Source organism: Nonomuraea sp. NPDC049750 (assembly GCF_040659625.1).
Taxonomy (GTDB): Bacteria; Actinomycetota; Actinomycetes; order Streptosporangiales; family Streptosporangiaceae; genus Nonomuraea.
Window position 1 is genome coordinate 832,319 of sequence record NZ_JBFANB010000001.1, and the last position, 13,795, is coordinate 846,113.

The 13,795-nt window shown below is 69.3% G+C and carries 17 protein-coding genes; 5 read left to right on the forward strand and 12 right to left on the reverse strand.

Annotated elements, in window-relative coordinates:
* Window positions 1-108: 108 nt before the first annotated feature.
* The 3 genes from AB0J16_RS03995 to AB0J16_RS04005 all read right to left on the reverse strand — a co-directional run bounded on the left by AB0J16_RS03995 (window position 109) and on the right by AB0J16_RS04005 (window position 2,255).
* Complete coding sequence (locus AB0J16_RS03995; RefSeq protein WP_358534404.1) at window positions 109-777, reverse strand: hypothetical protein; 669 nt, start codon at window positions 775-777, stop codon at window positions 109-111.
* On the reverse strand, window positions 774-1,319 hold the full coding sequence (locus tag AB0J16_RS04000) for an RNA polymerase sigma factor (RefSeq protein WP_358534406.1): 546 nt from the start codon (window positions 1,317-1,319) through the stop codon (window positions 774-776). Before AB0J16_RS04000 ends, AB0J16_RS03995 begins: the two co-directional genes overlap by 4 nt.
* A gap of 132 nt (window positions 1,320-1,451) precedes the next feature.
* Window positions 1,452-2,255 (reverse strand): phosphotransferase, encoded by an 804-nt coding sequence (locus AB0J16_RS04005; RefSeq protein ID WP_358534408.1) that lies wholly within the window; start codon window positions 2,253-2,255, stop codon window positions 1,452-1,454.
* A gap of 136 nt (window positions 2,256-2,391) precedes the next feature.
* Here AB0J16_RS04005 and AB0J16_RS04010 point away from each other — a divergent pair, with 136 nt between their 5' ends.
* Entirely contained in the window at window positions 2,392-2,838 is a 447-nt protein-coding gene (locus AB0J16_RS04010; protein ID WP_358534410.1) for a universal stress protein, read from the forward strand.
* Window positions 2,839-3,114: 276 nt separating this feature from the next.
* Here the strand turns inward: AB0J16_RS04010 and soxR are convergent, their stop codons facing one another.
* The 3 genes from soxR to AB0J16_RS04025 are packed head-to-tail and all read right to left on the reverse strand — an operon-like array spanning window position 3,115 to window position 4,792.
* Window positions 3,115-3,615, reverse strand: a complete 501-nt coding sequence (gene soxR / locus AB0J16_RS04015) for a redox-sensitive transcriptional activator SoxR (RefSeq protein ID WP_358534411.1) — start codon at window positions 3,613-3,615, stop codon at window positions 3,115-3,117.
* A gap of 4 nt (window positions 3,616-3,619) precedes the next feature.
* Window positions 3,620-4,345, reverse strand: coding sequence for a metallophosphoesterase (locus AB0J16_RS04020; RefSeq protein ID WP_358534413.1), 726 nt, complete (start codon window positions 4,343-4,345; stop codon window positions 3,620-3,622).
* A 9-nt stretch (window positions 4,346-4,354) separates the two neighbouring features.
* On the reverse strand, window positions 4,355-4,792 hold the full coding sequence (locus AB0J16_RS04025) for an Lrp/AsnC family transcriptional regulator (protein ID WP_358176776.1): 438 nt from the start codon (window positions 4,790-4,792) through the stop codon (window positions 4,355-4,357).
* A gap of 19 nt (window positions 4,793-4,811) precedes the next feature.
* Between AB0J16_RS04025 and AB0J16_RS04030 the strand changes: the two genes are divergently transcribed.
* Window positions 4,812-5,741: an SMP-30/gluconolactonase/LRE family protein gene (locus tag AB0J16_RS04030; RefSeq protein ID WP_358534415.1), complete on the forward strand. Its 930-nt coding sequence runs from the start codon at window positions 4,812-4,814 to the stop codon at window positions 5,739-5,741.
* 92 nt (window positions 5,742-5,833) lie between these two features.
* Here AB0J16_RS04030 and AB0J16_RS04035 read toward each other — a convergent pair whose 3' ends face one another.
* Both AB0J16_RS04035 and AB0J16_RS04040 read right to left on the reverse strand, forming a co-directional pair.
* Window positions 5,834-6,568, reverse strand: coding sequence for an ABC transporter permease (locus AB0J16_RS04035; protein ID WP_358534417.1), 735 nt, complete (start codon window positions 6,566-6,568; stop codon window positions 5,834-5,836).
* Window positions 6,565-7,470 (reverse strand): ABC transporter ATP-binding protein, encoded by a 906-nt coding sequence (locus tag AB0J16_RS04040; protein WP_358534419.1) that lies wholly within the window; start codon window positions 7,468-7,470, stop codon window positions 6,565-6,567. Before AB0J16_RS04040 ends, AB0J16_RS04035 begins: the two co-directional genes overlap by 4 nt.
* A 109-nt stretch (window positions 7,471-7,579) precedes the next feature.
* Here AB0J16_RS04040 and AB0J16_RS04045 point away from each other — a divergent pair, with 109 nt between their 5' ends.
* The 3 genes from AB0J16_RS04045 (at window position 7,580) to dnaN (ending at window position 10,820) form a co-directional block, all read left to right on the forward strand.
* Window positions 7,580-9,013, forward strand: coding sequence for a histidine kinase (locus tag AB0J16_RS04045; RefSeq protein WP_358534421.1), 1,434 nt, complete (start codon window positions 7,580-7,582; stop codon window positions 9,011-9,013).
* The gene (locus AB0J16_RS04050) at window positions 9,010-9,660 is read left to right on the forward strand and encodes a response regulator transcription factor (RefSeq protein WP_358534423.1); all 651 of its coding nucleotides are present in this window, start codon (window positions 9,010-9,012) and stop codon (window positions 9,658-9,660) included. Before AB0J16_RS04045 ends, AB0J16_RS04050 begins: the two co-directional genes overlap by 4 nt.
* Before the next feature lie 62 nt (window positions 9,661-9,722).
* On the forward strand, window positions 9,723-10,820 hold the full coding sequence (gene dnaN / locus AB0J16_RS04055) for a DNA polymerase III subunit beta (RefSeq protein WP_358534425.1): 1,098 nt from the start codon (window positions 9,723-9,725) through the stop codon (window positions 10,818-10,820).
* Window positions 10,821-10,855: 35 nt separating this feature from the next.
* On the opposite strand, the gene AB0J16_RS04060 is transcribed toward dnaN, so the two are convergent.
* The 4 genes from AB0J16_RS04060 to AB0J16_RS04075 form a co-directional block, all read right to left on the reverse strand.
* Window positions 10,856-11,533, reverse strand: coding sequence for a FadR/GntR family transcriptional regulator (locus tag AB0J16_RS04060; RefSeq protein WP_357938079.1), 678 nt, complete (start codon window positions 11,531-11,533; stop codon window positions 10,856-10,858).
* A gap of 99 nt (window positions 11,534-11,632) precedes the next feature.
* Entirely contained in the window at window positions 11,633-12,976 is a 1,344-nt protein-coding gene (locus tag AB0J16_RS04065) for a helix-turn-helix transcriptional regulator (RefSeq protein ID WP_358534427.1), read from the reverse strand.
* A 96-nt stretch (window positions 12,977-13,072) separates the two neighbouring features.
* A complete protein-coding gene (locus AB0J16_RS04070) occupies window positions 13,073-13,603 on the reverse strand; it encodes a PH domain-containing protein (RefSeq protein WP_225300974.1) in 531 nt (176 codons plus the stop codon).
* Window positions 13,600-13,758, reverse strand: a complete 159-nt coding sequence (locus AB0J16_RS04075; protein ID WP_225300975.1) for a hypothetical protein — start codon at window positions 13,756-13,758, stop codon at window positions 13,600-13,602. The genes AB0J16_RS04070 and AB0J16_RS04075 overlap by 4 nt, the downstream gene beginning before the upstream one ends.
* Window positions 13,759-13,795 lie beyond the last annotated feature (37 nt).

A 13,795-nucleotide genomic window follows, 5' to 3' on the forward strand; every position in this document is an offset into this window, starting at 1 on the left:
GGGCGGCATGCGCAAGTCCTGTCGTCGAGCGGGACTGACGACCGTGACGAGCGTCGGGCCGCCCGGATGACAAGCCGCCTTCCGCGAAGGCTGACGCCCCGGCGGGCCTCAGCCTCCGCCGACGGTGCTGTCCGTCTTCTCAGTGGTGCCGGGGGAGTCGTCCGTCTTCTCACTGGTGGACGGGCCGTCGCCGGTCGAGTCAGTGGTCGGCGGAAGGTTCAGCGCGGTCGCCTCGCAGGGGGCCACCGCTCCCTTGACCACCTCCAACGAGACCGCGGTGGGTGGCTTGTCCGCCTGGTCGACCGAGACCTCCAGGACCAGCGTCTGGCCGGCGCCTGCCTGCCCCTTGTCGATCCGGAACGCCATCCCCGTGCCGTCCGTCCCGACCATGAAGCTGTTCTCGGCCCGCCCGTCGCCGGTCCTGTGCCCGCCTCGGGGCTTCTTGCAGGTCTGGTCCGCCGGCAGGTAGTCGACCGCCGCCGTCACCCCCGCCGCGGCCAGCTTGGCCGTCAGCTCACCGGGGTCGCGGAACTCGCTGATCCGCACCTCGACCGATCCGTCCGCGTTCCTGGTCACGGCGAAGGCCGGGGTGGCGGCTCCGCCATACACGTTCATGGCCACCAAGGTGGCCGCTGTGACTCCCGCCACCGCGGTGGCCAGTCCCACGACACGACGGGTCCTGTCGTGTCGCGCCGGTGGCTGGACGACCGGGGCCGCCCTCCTGGCGGCGATGTCGTCCTTGAGTGCGGTGAGCAGACGCTCCTCGAAGTTGTTCATGCCTGTCCCTCCACGTACACAGCCGACGGCGAAGCGATGTCTTCCAGGGCGCGTCTGGCCCGATGCAGGCGGACTCGGGCGGTCACCCCGTTGATGCCCAAGGCCACGGCGGCCTCCTTGACGGTGAGCTGATCGATCGCCACGAGCTCCAGCACGGCCCGCTCGCCCTCGGGCAGATCGCCCATGGCCGCCAGCGCGCGCCGCATCTGGCGCTCGGCGTCGATCCGCTCCTCCATGCGGTCGAGGTCGTGGTCGTCCATCATTCGCCGGCCCGCGACGCGGCTGGTCGCCTTCGCCTCGCGGGCCGTGCGTCGATACTGGGCGGACACGACGTTGCGCGCCACGCCGTACAACCAACCGGTCTCGCTGCCTCGGCCGGGACGGTAGGTGTGCCCGGAGTCCAAGACCGCCAGGAAGATGTCGGCAGTCAGGTCGGCGGCCAGATGAGCATCGCTCACCCGGCGTACGACGAACCGCATGACGCCATCGACATGGCGGCGATAAAAGGCCTCAAAGGCCTCGGGGTCCTCGTTGAGGCGCACAGGCCTCGCTCCCTTCGTCGCTCGCCCTACACCTCTACTTGGACCGAGCGACCCGAAGCGTTTCCGGCCAGGACGGCACCGCTGACCGACGTGTCGTCCGGGCGGGCGCCGTTGACGTGCGTCGGGCGGAGATCAGAGCGGCCGGAGTCGTTCGGCGACGTCGAGCCAGACGGTGACCTCGGTGGCGGTGAAGTGCCGGATCGCCCAGTCGACCATGCGCAGGCTCATGTGCGCCCAGCAGGCCGGCGCCGCCTCCTCGGACACCATTCGGTCGAGCAGCCGAGCGAGCTCCGGGGCCCGGTGCGTGAGGTCGAAGCGCAGCGTGAAGAGATCGAAGTCCGCGTCACCCCGCGTGGCGCCATCCCAGTCGATCACTCCGGTGACCGTGCCCGAGGCGTCGACCAGCACGTTCTCGGGATGGAAGTCGGTGTGGACGAGGTCGGGGCCGTCCAGCCGCTCGGGGAGGGCGGCGCCGATCTCCTCGACCTGGTCGAGCAGCCGCCGCGTGCGGCTGTCGTACGTCCGCAGCGGCTCGTGCAGGCAGAAGCCCGGTCCGTCGGCGCGCAGGAAGAGCGCGAATCCGGGCAGGTCCGTGCGGCCGGCCAGCAGGCCACGGCAGCGCCGGTTGACGTCGAGCATCGACTCGATCGTGACCCGGGAGGGCTCGCGCGGGGGAGAGCCCGGCAGCAGCTCCTGCACCACGACCGGCGGGCGTACCAGCTCGTAGCGCGGCGCCGGGATGCCCGCCGCGCGGGCCACCTCCAGCAGCGCGCCGACGTCGGGTCCGCGGCTGAGCACCGACCTGCGGCCGTCGGGCCAGCGCACGTACGCGGCGCCGACCTGACCGCCGGGGCAGGGGCCTTCATAGACGAGCGGTACGTCGAGCTCGCGCAGGACGCCGTCGATGTCGAGGCGGGGCACGCGGGGGAGTGTCACGAAGACCGATCCTCGCCGGTCCTTCAGCTGTGACACAACTTCCGGTGTGACACAACAGACAGCGGCTCCCGGAATCCCGGCTGATCGTCCCAGTGCTGCAACGAGAGAGTGAGCTTCAACTGAAGGGAAGCACGCCATGACCATCCTCGTCGCCTACGACGGCTCGGCCGACTCGCGCGCCGCCATCGAGTTCGCGGGCAAGCACCTGGCCGCCGAGCCCACGCTCATCGTGACCGTGTGGGAGCCGCTGCTCGTACAGCTCAAGAGGTATCCGCTGGCCGGTGCCGCGGTCCTCGCCGACTCCAGTGAGGAGTGGCGGGTCCAGGCCGAGCAGTACGCCAAGGAGGGGGCCGAGCTGGCGATCGCCGCCGGGCTCGCGGATGTGACGTATCGGGCGGTGGCCGACAACGAGTCGATCTGGCGGACGATCGTGGACGTCGCTGACGAGGTCGACGCGTCGCTGGTCGTCACGGGGTCGCGAGGACTGGCCGGCGTACGCTCCGTGCTCCTGGGCAGCGTCTCCAACCACGTGCTGCACCACGCCCACCGGCCGACCCTGATCGTCCCACCGACCAAGCACTGATTCGCCGGGTATCCGTTCCGAAAGGGGCCCTCAATAGGGACAGCCGCGACGGACCTCCCGCCCCGAAGGGCTATCCCTTCAGAGGGACCCCAACCATGACGGGCCGTCTTCTCTCTCTCGCCCCGAAGGGGCTATCCCCTTCAAAGGGACCCCAACCACGACGGACCGTCTTCTCTCTCCCGCCCCGAAGGGGCTATCCCCTCAAAAGGACCTCAACCACGACGGACCGTCACCGGGACCGAGACGGTCGGGGGACGAACCGCCCGAAAGACCGCACTAGCACGCGGCCTGCGGGGCCGAGCAGCCCTCCTTGGACGGGGTGAGCCGGGTGTCAATGCGTCTCGCCCCCGGCCCCTCGTTGCCCAGCCGGTCGTGCGGGTTGGCCAGCGCGCACCGGTCGAGCGACAGGCACCCGCACCCGATGCACTCGGTGAGGTCGTCGCGGAGCCGCTGCAACTGCTCGATCCGGTCGTCGAGCTCGCTGCGCCAGGCCGCCGACAGCCGCGCCCAGTCGTCACGGGTGGGCGTGCGCTCCTCGGGCAGCTCGCCCAGGGCGTCCTTGATGGTCCGCAGCGGGATGCCCAGCCGCTGCGACAGCCGGACGAACGCGACCCGGCGCAGCGTGTCACGGGTGTAGCGCCGCTGGTTACCCGCGGTGCGGCGGCTCCCGATGAGCCCCTTGGCCTCGTAGAAGTGGAGCGCCGACACGGCCACGCCGCTGCGCTCGGCGAGCTGGCCGACCGTCAGCTCCTTGGAGTTCCACGCCACCTTGGTCATAACCTCAAGAATACTTGAGGAACACTGGCCGGAAGTGGGTGACCAGCTGCCGGCCGTCGAAGATGTGCAGCGCGTACGCGGGCGGCAGGTCGTAGGAGACGGGGATCTCGGCCTCGGTCTCCACGTTGGTCAGGCAGGTGGAGATGACGCCGGGTGCGACGACGAGCGGCAGTCCGGCGAACCGGGCCGACACGGCGGTGTGCGCGTGGCCGGTCAGCACCCCGGCCACGTGCGGGTGCCGTGAGAGCAGGTCCGCCAGCCGTTCCGGCTCGCGCAGCCGGATCTGGTCGACGTACGGGATGCCCAGCTCGATCGGCGGATGGTGCATCCCCACGAACGCCGGGACGTCGGGCCGCTCCGACAGCACCTCGTCGAGCCAGGACAGTGTCTCGTCGGCCAGGTAGCCGTGGTGGTGACCGGGCACGCTCGAATCGGCCAGGGCGATGGTCAGGTCGTCGAGCCTGAGCGCCTGGTTGGCCGGGCCGAGCAGCTTCTCGAACTCCGGCACCGCGTCATGGTTGCCCGGACAGATGGCCATCGGCCGCTCGTCGCGGAGCAGCTCCTCCGCGATCGTGTATTCCTCCGGCAACGCGTGGTCGGCGATGTCACCCGTGACCAGGACGGCGTCGAGGCGCAGCGTCCGCAGGTGCTCCATGACCTGCCGCGTACGCTCGACGCTCTCGTCGGAGCCACCGATGTGGGTATCACTGATCTGCGCAAAAATCGCCACCTGAGCACCCTATTCCACGTGGACGGGCCGCTCGAAGAACGTCTCCAGCACGACGACCGTCTGGGTCCCGGTCACGCCGTCCACCTCGAACACCTGCCGCAGGACCTGCTGTAACTCCCTCGTGTCGGCCGTACGGACCTTGAGCAGTACCGAGGCCGGACCAGCGATGACGTGGGCCTCCTCGACCGGCGCGATCGCCGCCAGCCGCGCCGCGGAGTCCCCCATCCAGGCGCCGCCATCGACCAGCACGTACGCCACGACCTCGCGCCCGAGCGCGGCCGGATCCACCTCGATCGTGGTGCGCTTGATCACCCCACGCTCGCGCAACTTGCGCACCCGCTCGTGCGCCGCCCCGCTCGACAGGCCGACCGCCTTGCCGAGAACCGCGTACGACCGCGTCGCGTCTTCCTGAAGCAGGCCGATCAGCATCTTGTCGATCTCATCCATGACAGTATGATATTCGACTATGCAGCCTCTTCACCAAACCCCATATGGCAACATCCCCACGGAGCTGGAGGTGCTGGACGAGCGCTTCGCCACGGTCGGCGGCGACGATCTGGTCGAGCGCATCTACTTCGGCACCCGCTGGGCCGAGGGGCCCGTCTATTTCCCGGCGGGCCGGTTCCTGGCCTGGAGCGACATCCCCAACGACCGGATGCTGCGCTGGGACGAGATGACCGGCGCCGTGGGCCCGTTCCGGCAGCCCGCCGGCTACGTCAACGGCAACACGCTCGACCGCCAGGGCCGCCTGATCTCGTGCGAGCAGGGTCAGCGCCGGGTCACCCGCACCGAGGCCGACGGCTCCATCACCGTGATCGCCGACCGGTGGCAGGGCAAGCGGCTCAACAGCCCGAACGACGCGGTGGTCCGCTCCGACGGCTCCATCTGGTTCACCGACCCCGCCTATGGCATAGACAGCGACTACGAGGGCTTTCGGGCCGAGCCGGAGATCGACGGCTGTCACGTCTATCGCGTCGATCCGGTGACGGGGGAGGTGAGCCGGGTGGCCGACGACTTCGACCGGCCCAACGGGCTGGCCTTCTCGCTGGACGAGTCCCGTCTGTACATCGCCGACACCCGCCGCAGGCACATACGCGTGCTCGACGTGCACGACAACGGCACGCTCTCGGGCGGCGAGGTCTTCGCGCAGGGAGGCGACGACGACCGCTTCGACGGGATGCGGCTGGACGACACGGGCCGGGTGTGGGCGGCGGCCGGCAAGGCGGTGCTCTGCCACGACCCCGACGGGACGCTGATCGGCCGGCTCCGCCTGCCCGACGATGTCGCCAACCTGGTGTTCGGCGGCCTGAAGCGCAACAGGCTCTTCATCGCGGCCTCGTCCTCGCTCTACTCGGTGATGCTGAACGTCACGGGTGCCCGCCCCGTCTGGTCGTAGCGCTACTCCCGGCGAAAGCAACCGGGTCAGCGCCACTCCCGGCGAAAGCAACCGGGTCAGCGCCGCTCCCGGCGAAAGCAACTGGGTCAGCACTACTCCCAGCGGAACAACCGGATCGCGATCCCGCCGAAGACCAGCAGGCCGGCCGCCATGACGACGAGGTGCAGCGGCTGCGGCGCGTGGCCCGCCCAGGTGTCGCGCAACGCCTGGGCGAACGGCCCCGCCACCGAGTAGTCGCTCACCACCCGCAGCGCGTCCGGCATGAACTCGCGCGGGATCCACATACCCGCCACGAACATCAGCGGGAACATCACCACCGACCCGATCGCCGACGCCGCCCTCCCCGACGGCGCGACCGAGGCGATCACCAGCCCCAGGGCCAGCAGCGCGGCCGAGCCGAGCAGGAAGACCAGCGCGAAACCGAGGAGTTGCCGGGGTATCGCTACGCCGCGCACCAGGTTCCCGACCACCGCCAGGAGGAGGACCGACACGGTGCCGATGGCCAGGTTGATGATGAGCTGGGCGGCCAGCAGCCGCCCCGGCGGAACGGGCGTCGTCGACATCCGCCTGAGCACTCCCTGCTCGCGATAGGTGACCAGGACGGCCGGCAGCACCGAGCAGGCGAGCGTCAGCACGGCGAGCAAGGCCATCTGGGCCGGCAGCTGGGTGTCGATGATCCGCTGGCCGCCCATCGCCGGATCGGGCTTGGACAGGTCGGGGATGCCGCCGAGCGCCAGCAGCAGGGCGAGCGGCAGACCGAGGGTGAAGACCACCGTGGGCCACTGCCGCAGATGCAGCTTGGTCTCGACGAAGAGGATCTTCCTCATGACAGCTTCCTTCCGGTCAGTGCGAGGAACGCGTCGTCGAGCGTGGCCTGCTCGATGCGCAGGTCGGCGGGTACGACCTCATGCCGGGCGAGCGCCAGCATGACGGAGGTGGCGAGGTCGCCGGTGCCCGTCACCACGATCTGCTCGCCGCTCCTGGCGACCTCGCTCACCTCGGGCAGGGCCAGCAGGAGGTCGTCGGAGAAGGGCGCGGTCGGCCGGAACCGCAGCCGCTGCGCCCCGCCCACCTGGGCGATCAACCCCGTGGGCGTGTCGGTGGCGACGACCCGGCCCGCGTCGATGAGCGCGACGCGGTCGCAGAGCCGCTCGGCCTCCTCCATGAAGTGGGTGACGAGCACGATGGTCACCCCGGAGTCGCGTACCTGCTCGACCAGCTGCCAGGTGTCCCTGCGGGCCTGCGGGTCGAGGCCGGTGGTGAGCTCGTCGAGCACCGCGACACGTGGCCGGCCCACCAATGCCAGCGCGATGGACAGGCGCTGCCGCTGCCCGCCGGAGAGCTTGGCGAAGCGCTCCTCCCGCTTGCCGCCGAGCCCGACGCGCTCGATCAGCTCGGACCAGTCGGCCGGATCCGGATAGAAGGAGGCGTAGAGATCCAGCGCCTCCCACACCTTGATCTTCTCCGGCAGTTCGGCACTCTGCAGCTGCGCGCCGAGTACCCGCCGTAACGCATCCCTGTCCTGGTGGGGGTCGATCCCGGTCACGCGTACGGTGCCACGATCGGGAGTGCGCAACCCCGCGACGCACTCGACGGTCGTGGTCTTGCCGGCGCCGTTCGGGCCGAGGATGCCGAAGATCTCGCCATCCGACACCTCGAACGACACGTCATCCACCGCGACATGATTCGGGTACCGCTTGTGGAGGTTCCTGACCTCGATGACTTTCATGCCTTAGACGCTAGGAATTCCGGTCCTCACGGAGAATCGGGCTGGGTACCCGGCGAAGGTGTATCTAGGTGCAATATGCGGGATGCTCCGGATCGCGGACACTGGGAGCATGCTGAGAAGGTACGCCCAGACCGCAGGGCTGCTGGCGCTGATCCTCGTCGAGGTGCCCGCCGCCGCCGTCTCCTTCGGCCTGCTCGTCCTGGCCTTCGGCCTCGGCGTGGTCCCCCTTTTCCCAGTGCAGGCGCGGCTGGCCAGGCAGGTGGCGGAGCACAGGAGACGGTTGGTCGGGGAGTGGTTAGGCGTCCGGATCGACTCGCCGTACCTGCCCAAGCCGCCGCCCCCGCAGCGGCAGGCCGACGGGATGTACCGCTCGCACCGCACGCTGTACAAGTCGCCGCGAGTGCCGGCCTGGAACGACCGGTGGAAGTGGCTGGTCACCGACCCGGCGACCTGGCGCGACTGCGTCTGGCTGGTCCTTGACCCGGTGGTCAAGCTGGGCCTGCTGCCGCTGCTCCTGCTGCTGCCCGACCGCGGGCTGCGCGTCTACGGCATGTGGTGCGAGCTGGTGCTGTCCGCGACCGCGGCGAGCCGCCTGGCGGGGCAGGTCAGCCACCTTCAGCGGGTACGCAACCTGGCGGCCGACACCCAGTCCGCGGAGATGCGCAGGATCGAGCGCGACCTGCATGACGGCACGCAGGCGAGGCTGGTGGCGATCGGCATGACGCTCGGCGCCGTCGAGCAGCTCGTCGACACCGACCCGGCCGCGGCCAAGGCGCTGCTGTCCAAGGCCAAGGAGGCGTCCTCGGAGACGCTGACCGAGCTGCGTACCGTCATCCGCGGCATCCACCCGCCGGTGCTGGCCGAGCGCGGGCTCGCCGACGCCGTGCGCGCCCTGGCCATCGACAGCCCGCTCCGGGTGAACGTGGACGTCGACCTGCCGCACCGCCCGGAGCCGCCGGTGGAGGCCGCCGCCTACTTCGCGGTCAGCGAGCTGCTGTCCAACGCGGCCAGGCACGGCGGGGCGGCCACGGCCACCGTCGACATCAGCGGCAATGGCCCCGACCTGCGGATCTCCGTGATCGACGACGGTATGGGCGGCGCCGACCCCGGCAAGGGCAGCGGCCTGCCGGGCATAGAGCGGCGGCTGGCCGCCTTCGACGGGGTGCTCGCGGTGAACAGCCCGCCCGGCGGGCCGACCACGGTGACCATGAGCATGCCCAAGGTCCTGCCGAACCACTGGGCGGGCAGCCTGCCCAAGTTGCCGCGCTGGAAGGGCGCCGTGGTGGTCACGCTCTGGCTGACCTCCTGGTGCCCGCTGTTCCCGCAGGGCATCGTGGCGGGCATCTTCAAGGCATTCGGCATCGAGGAGAAGGCCTGGTTCCTCGCGCTGTACATGCCCGAGCCGTGGCAGTGGCCGGTCATCCTGTTCATGATCGCGCTCGGCTGCGCCATGTACCTGACCGCCACCGTGCTCCCGGCCTGCCACAACAGAGATCGCTGGTGGGCGGAGGCGACTCCGCGCCGTCTATGGTTCAGCAAATGAACCGCGTTCTCGTCGCCGAAGACCTCTACCTGCTCAGGGACGGCCTGGTCCACCTGCTCCAGGCGCACGGCTTCACGGTCGTGGCCGCCGTGGAGAGCGGCCCCGAGCTGCTCAAGGGGCTGATCGAGCTGCGCCCCGACGTCTCGATCGTGGACGTACGGCTGCCGCCCACCTTCACCGACGAGGGTCTGCAGGCCGCCCTGGCAGCCCGCCGGCAGGTGCCCGGCCTGCCGATCCTGGTGCTGTCGCAGCACGTCGAGCAGCTGTACGCGCGCGAATTGCTCGCCGACGGGTCCGGCGCGATCGGCTACCTGCTCAAGGACCGGGTGTTCAACGCCGAGCAGTTCATCGACGCCGTACGCCGAGTCGCCCAAGGCGGCACCGCGATGGACCCCGACGTGATCGCCAAGCTGCTGGCCAGCAACGCCAGGAACGAGCCGCTGGCCGCCCTCACGCCACGCGAGCGGGAGGTGCTGGAGGCGATGGCCGAAGGGCGCTCCAACGCCGCCATCTCCCAGCGGCTCTACCTCAGCGAGAGCGCGGTGGCCAAGCACACGGCCGGCATCTTCGCCAAGCTGGGTCTGGCGCCTTCTGACGACGACAATCGGCGGGTCCTGGCGGTGCTGGCCTACCTCAACAGCAGATAGCCGCATTGTCGGTGACACCGGCTACCTTTCATAGGAGGCAGCAACACGAAAGGGTGGGTCAGGTGAAAATCCGGGTAAACCGCGATGTTCTGGCAGACGCGGTGGCATGGGCCGCCAGGGTGCTGCCCAGCCGCCCTGTGGTGCCCGTGCTCTCGGGCCTGCTGCTGGGCGCCGACGAGGAGCTGAGCCTGTCCGCGTTCGACTACGACGTCTCGGCTCAGGCCAGGATCGAGGCCGACGTGGCCGAGCAGGGCCAGGTGCTCATCCCCGGCCGCCTGCTCGCGGAGATCAGCCGCAGCCTGCCCGCCGAGGACGTCGAGATCGTGACCGAGGGGCAGGAGGCGGTCCTGACCTGTGGCAGCGCCGAGTTCGGCCTGATCACGATGCCCGTCGAAGACTTTCCGACCATGCCCACGATGCCGCCGAGCATCGGCGCCATCGGCGGCGGCGTCTTCGCCTCGGCCGTGGGCCAGGTCGCGCCCGCCTCCAGCCGCGACGACACGCTGCCGATGCTGACCGGCATCAGGGTCGACATCGAGGGCGAGTCGGTCACGATGGCGGCCACCGACCGCTACCGCATCGCGGCCCGCGACCTCACCTGGCGTCCGGCCACGCCCGATGTCGCCGTGTCCGCCATGGTGCCCGCCCGCGTGCTGGTCGACGTGGCCAAGACGCTGCGCGGCGGTGAGGTGGCGGTGGCGCTGGGCGATGGCGTGGCGGGCTTCGAGAGCGTCGGCCGCAGCACCACGGTCCGCCTGCTCGACGAGCAGTTCATCGACTACCGCGCCAGGCTGACCGCCGACTGGTCGATCAGGGCCGACCTGCCGGTGACGGCGTTCGTCAACGCCATCAAGCGGGTGGCGCTGGTGGCCGAGCGCAACACCGCGATCCGGCTGTCGTTCAGCCAGGGCCATGTGCGCATCCAGGCCGGCGGCGGCGACATCGGCCGCGGCTCCGAGGTGGTCGAGTGCGAGCTGCGCGGCGACGACATCCAGATCGCCTTCCAGTCGCAGTTCCTCCTCGACGGCCTGACCGGCATCGAGACCGACCTGGCCCGCCTCAACATGGGGTCACCGACGAGGCCCGCCCTGATCCAGGATGTTCCTGGCGACGGGCAGCCCAGCTTCCGCTACTTGGTGATGTCGCTGCGCCTCGGGTAACCCCTTTGGGTAAACCGAGGCGTCCTCGGTGAGGGTTATGCGCCCTCGGTGAGCGCGATGAGAATGTGCTCCATGCAAGCGTGCCCGGCGCGCTCGGCGGCGGTGGCGTCGCCCGAGGAGATGGCCCGCGCGATGGCGTCGTGGGGGATGTAGCTCTTGTTCAGCGACGTGCCCGCGGCCGTGATGCTGGCCCGCAGCGCCGCCGAGAAGTCCTCATAGAGGTCGATCAGCACGAGGTTGTGCGTGGCATGTGCCACGGACATGTGGAAGGCCAGGTCGGCCTCCACGAAGGCGTCCGGGTCGTCCAGCTCCCAGGCGCGGTCGCGCTCGGCCAGGGCGGCCTCGATGCGCAGGATGTCCTCGTCGGTGCGCCTGGTAGCGGCCAGGCGAGCAGATTCGACCTCCAGTGCGCGGCGCACCTCGAGGATCTCCAGCTGCTCGGCCTGGCGCAGGCGCCTCAGCATGGCGCCGGAGAGCTCGCTGGTGGCGCGGACGTAGGTCCCGTCACCCTGGCGGCACTCCAGCAGCCCGGCGTGTGTAAGCGCGCGTACGGCCTCGCGAACGGTGTTGCGTCCCACTCCGAGCTGCTCCGCGAGCACCGTCTCAGTTGGGATCTTGCCGTTCATCTGCCACAACCCTGAGGTGATCTGCTCCTTGAGCTGATCGATCACCTGGTCGACGAGCGAAGCTCGCTGAGCCGTACGCAGACTCACAGTCCGCCTCCTCCGGGGGTGCCAGTCATCCCATGAGTCAATGACTGGTAGACCCTAATTATTCCAGACTCAAAAACCAAATCTGGAGCTCCCGGAGGGCTAGCGGTTCACTGAAACGTCGATCTTCACCCCTGCCAGTGCGGAATGGACTCCGGCGGCCTCCAACGCCCTGCGATAGGCGCTGGTCTGCTGGGCCTTGTCCCCGGAGCTGCCGTAGAGGTCGCCCAGCTCCCGCCAGCAACGTGCGGCCTGCCTGTCGGAGCCGAACACCGGACGGTTGAGCGTCTCGAGCAGCTGCCGAGCCTCGCCGAGAGACCTCGACGCGTCGGCGTCCAGGGCGAGCGCGACGGTGGCGAGCACGAGGTGGGCCTCGGCCGGTGCCGTGCCCGGGGCGTCGTGCACCAGGTCGAGCGCCGAGGTGGCCAGCTCGCCCGCTCGCACGGCGTCTCGCGCCCGCAGCTTGACCCTGGCGTACGCGATGAGGCTCTCGCCGTGCTCCTGCGTGCTGCCCGCGGTGCTCGCGAACACGCGAGTCGCCGCTTCGGCCCACCTGTCTGCTTCGGCGACCGGCGCGGAGTCGAGCCTGGCCCAGTGCATGGCCACGCGGGCCAGCTGCAGCGTGAGCCTGGCGGGCCGGCCTGCCATGATCGCGTCGTCGGCCAGGCGTACGGCCAGCGCGGAGTCCTCGCCACCGGCCGCGGCCACACTGGCCTGCCAGAGGGCGTGAATCTCAGCGGAACGGTCCACAATCTCAGGCACGCCGCTGGCGTCGAGCACCCGCTGGACGAATCCGAGCTCGGGAGAGTCGCCCTCGCGTCCGCTGCGCACCTCTACCAGCGCGGCGGCCAGGTCGATGGCGATCTCGCCTTGCGTTACCGCCAGCCGCTCCGCCTGTTCAAGCGCGTGCGCGGCCAGGTCGCGGGCCCGCAGGCGGTCGCCCGCCCGCTGGTAGCAGCGGCTCAGCGCGACGGTGAGCGGCAGGTCGGCCAGCCGCTCAGGATGGGCCGCCGCCTCCCTGCGCAGCCGCTCGAACGCCTCGACCGCCTGGCCGAGCCGTCCTTGCGCTTCGAGGGCGCGGGCCCTGCCGAGGCGGGCGTGCGCGGTGAGCAGTGCGTTTTCCTCGTCGGCCGCCTTCACGATCTCCGTGAAGCGGTCGGCCGCGAGGCTGGGGTCGCCATGCTGTAGCTCCAGCTCAGCGTGGCGCAGACCGAGCTCGGTATCGATGCGCTGCCGAGGCTCGATCCCATGCAGGAGGAACTCGGTGGTGCACCCCAGGCGCTCGGCCAGGAGTCTTGCTACAACCGGAGTCGGAGTCCGCTTGCCCGACTCGATGAGCGAGACATAACTGTCAGACAGGTCGGGTCCGGCCAGTTGGGCCTGTGACATCCGCCTGTTTAGCCGCAGTCCTCGGACGCGGTCACCGATGGTTCCCTGACTCGGCATCTCATCTCTCAAGGCGGGGAAGGGTCAACACTCCGCAATGATTGCATGAAGTGGCGCAATCGGGTATCCCCACGTGAAGAATTCCCCACGGCAGGATTAATCGTCGCTGTCGTCCTTGCTGGGGAAAAGCATCTGGCACACTTCGAGGTACAGAGTCTCCGGATACGGAATGTACTCGACTGTTGACAGTGCCTGATCCTGACCAGCGGATTCAAGGATGAACTCACCGTAACCGAGCATGCGCCCAAGGAGAGATCTTTGGAAGCTCATGTCGGTGACCTTGCCCAACGGCATCATCGCGACTTTGCGCGTGATGAGGCCCGTGGTGAGCAACATCCGCTTTGAGGTAACCACAAAGTAGTCGACCGACCACTCCGCGACTTTCCAAACAAAGCGGATCAAGAGCAGAAGCCAGAGCCACCAGACGACGACGAGGGCCGTGCTGCTCCCCTCGCCGCCGAAAATCTTGCTGAGCAACCCGGCGATGATGAGGCCGCCGAAGACTTCGGCGACCGGGCGAAGCAGCACGGCTGGGTGACGCCGTACCATGATGACCTGTTGTTCGTGGGGGAGAAGGTAGCGGTTGACCGACGCCGGAGCAGAGTCCCCGTGGGTCACAAGTCTCATGCGAGGTTGTTCACAAATTGGGCCAGTGAGTCGGCCGCGTTGATCACGTTGTCGAACACTCCTCTGACCGCGTCAGCGGCATCGGTTGGTCGCGCGAACAGGTAGTACGCCACAAAAGCCATACCACCGTATGTGAGGACCTTTTTGACCTGCACTGTCGCCTCCGTACCACTTACCTACTCCACCCGCTCT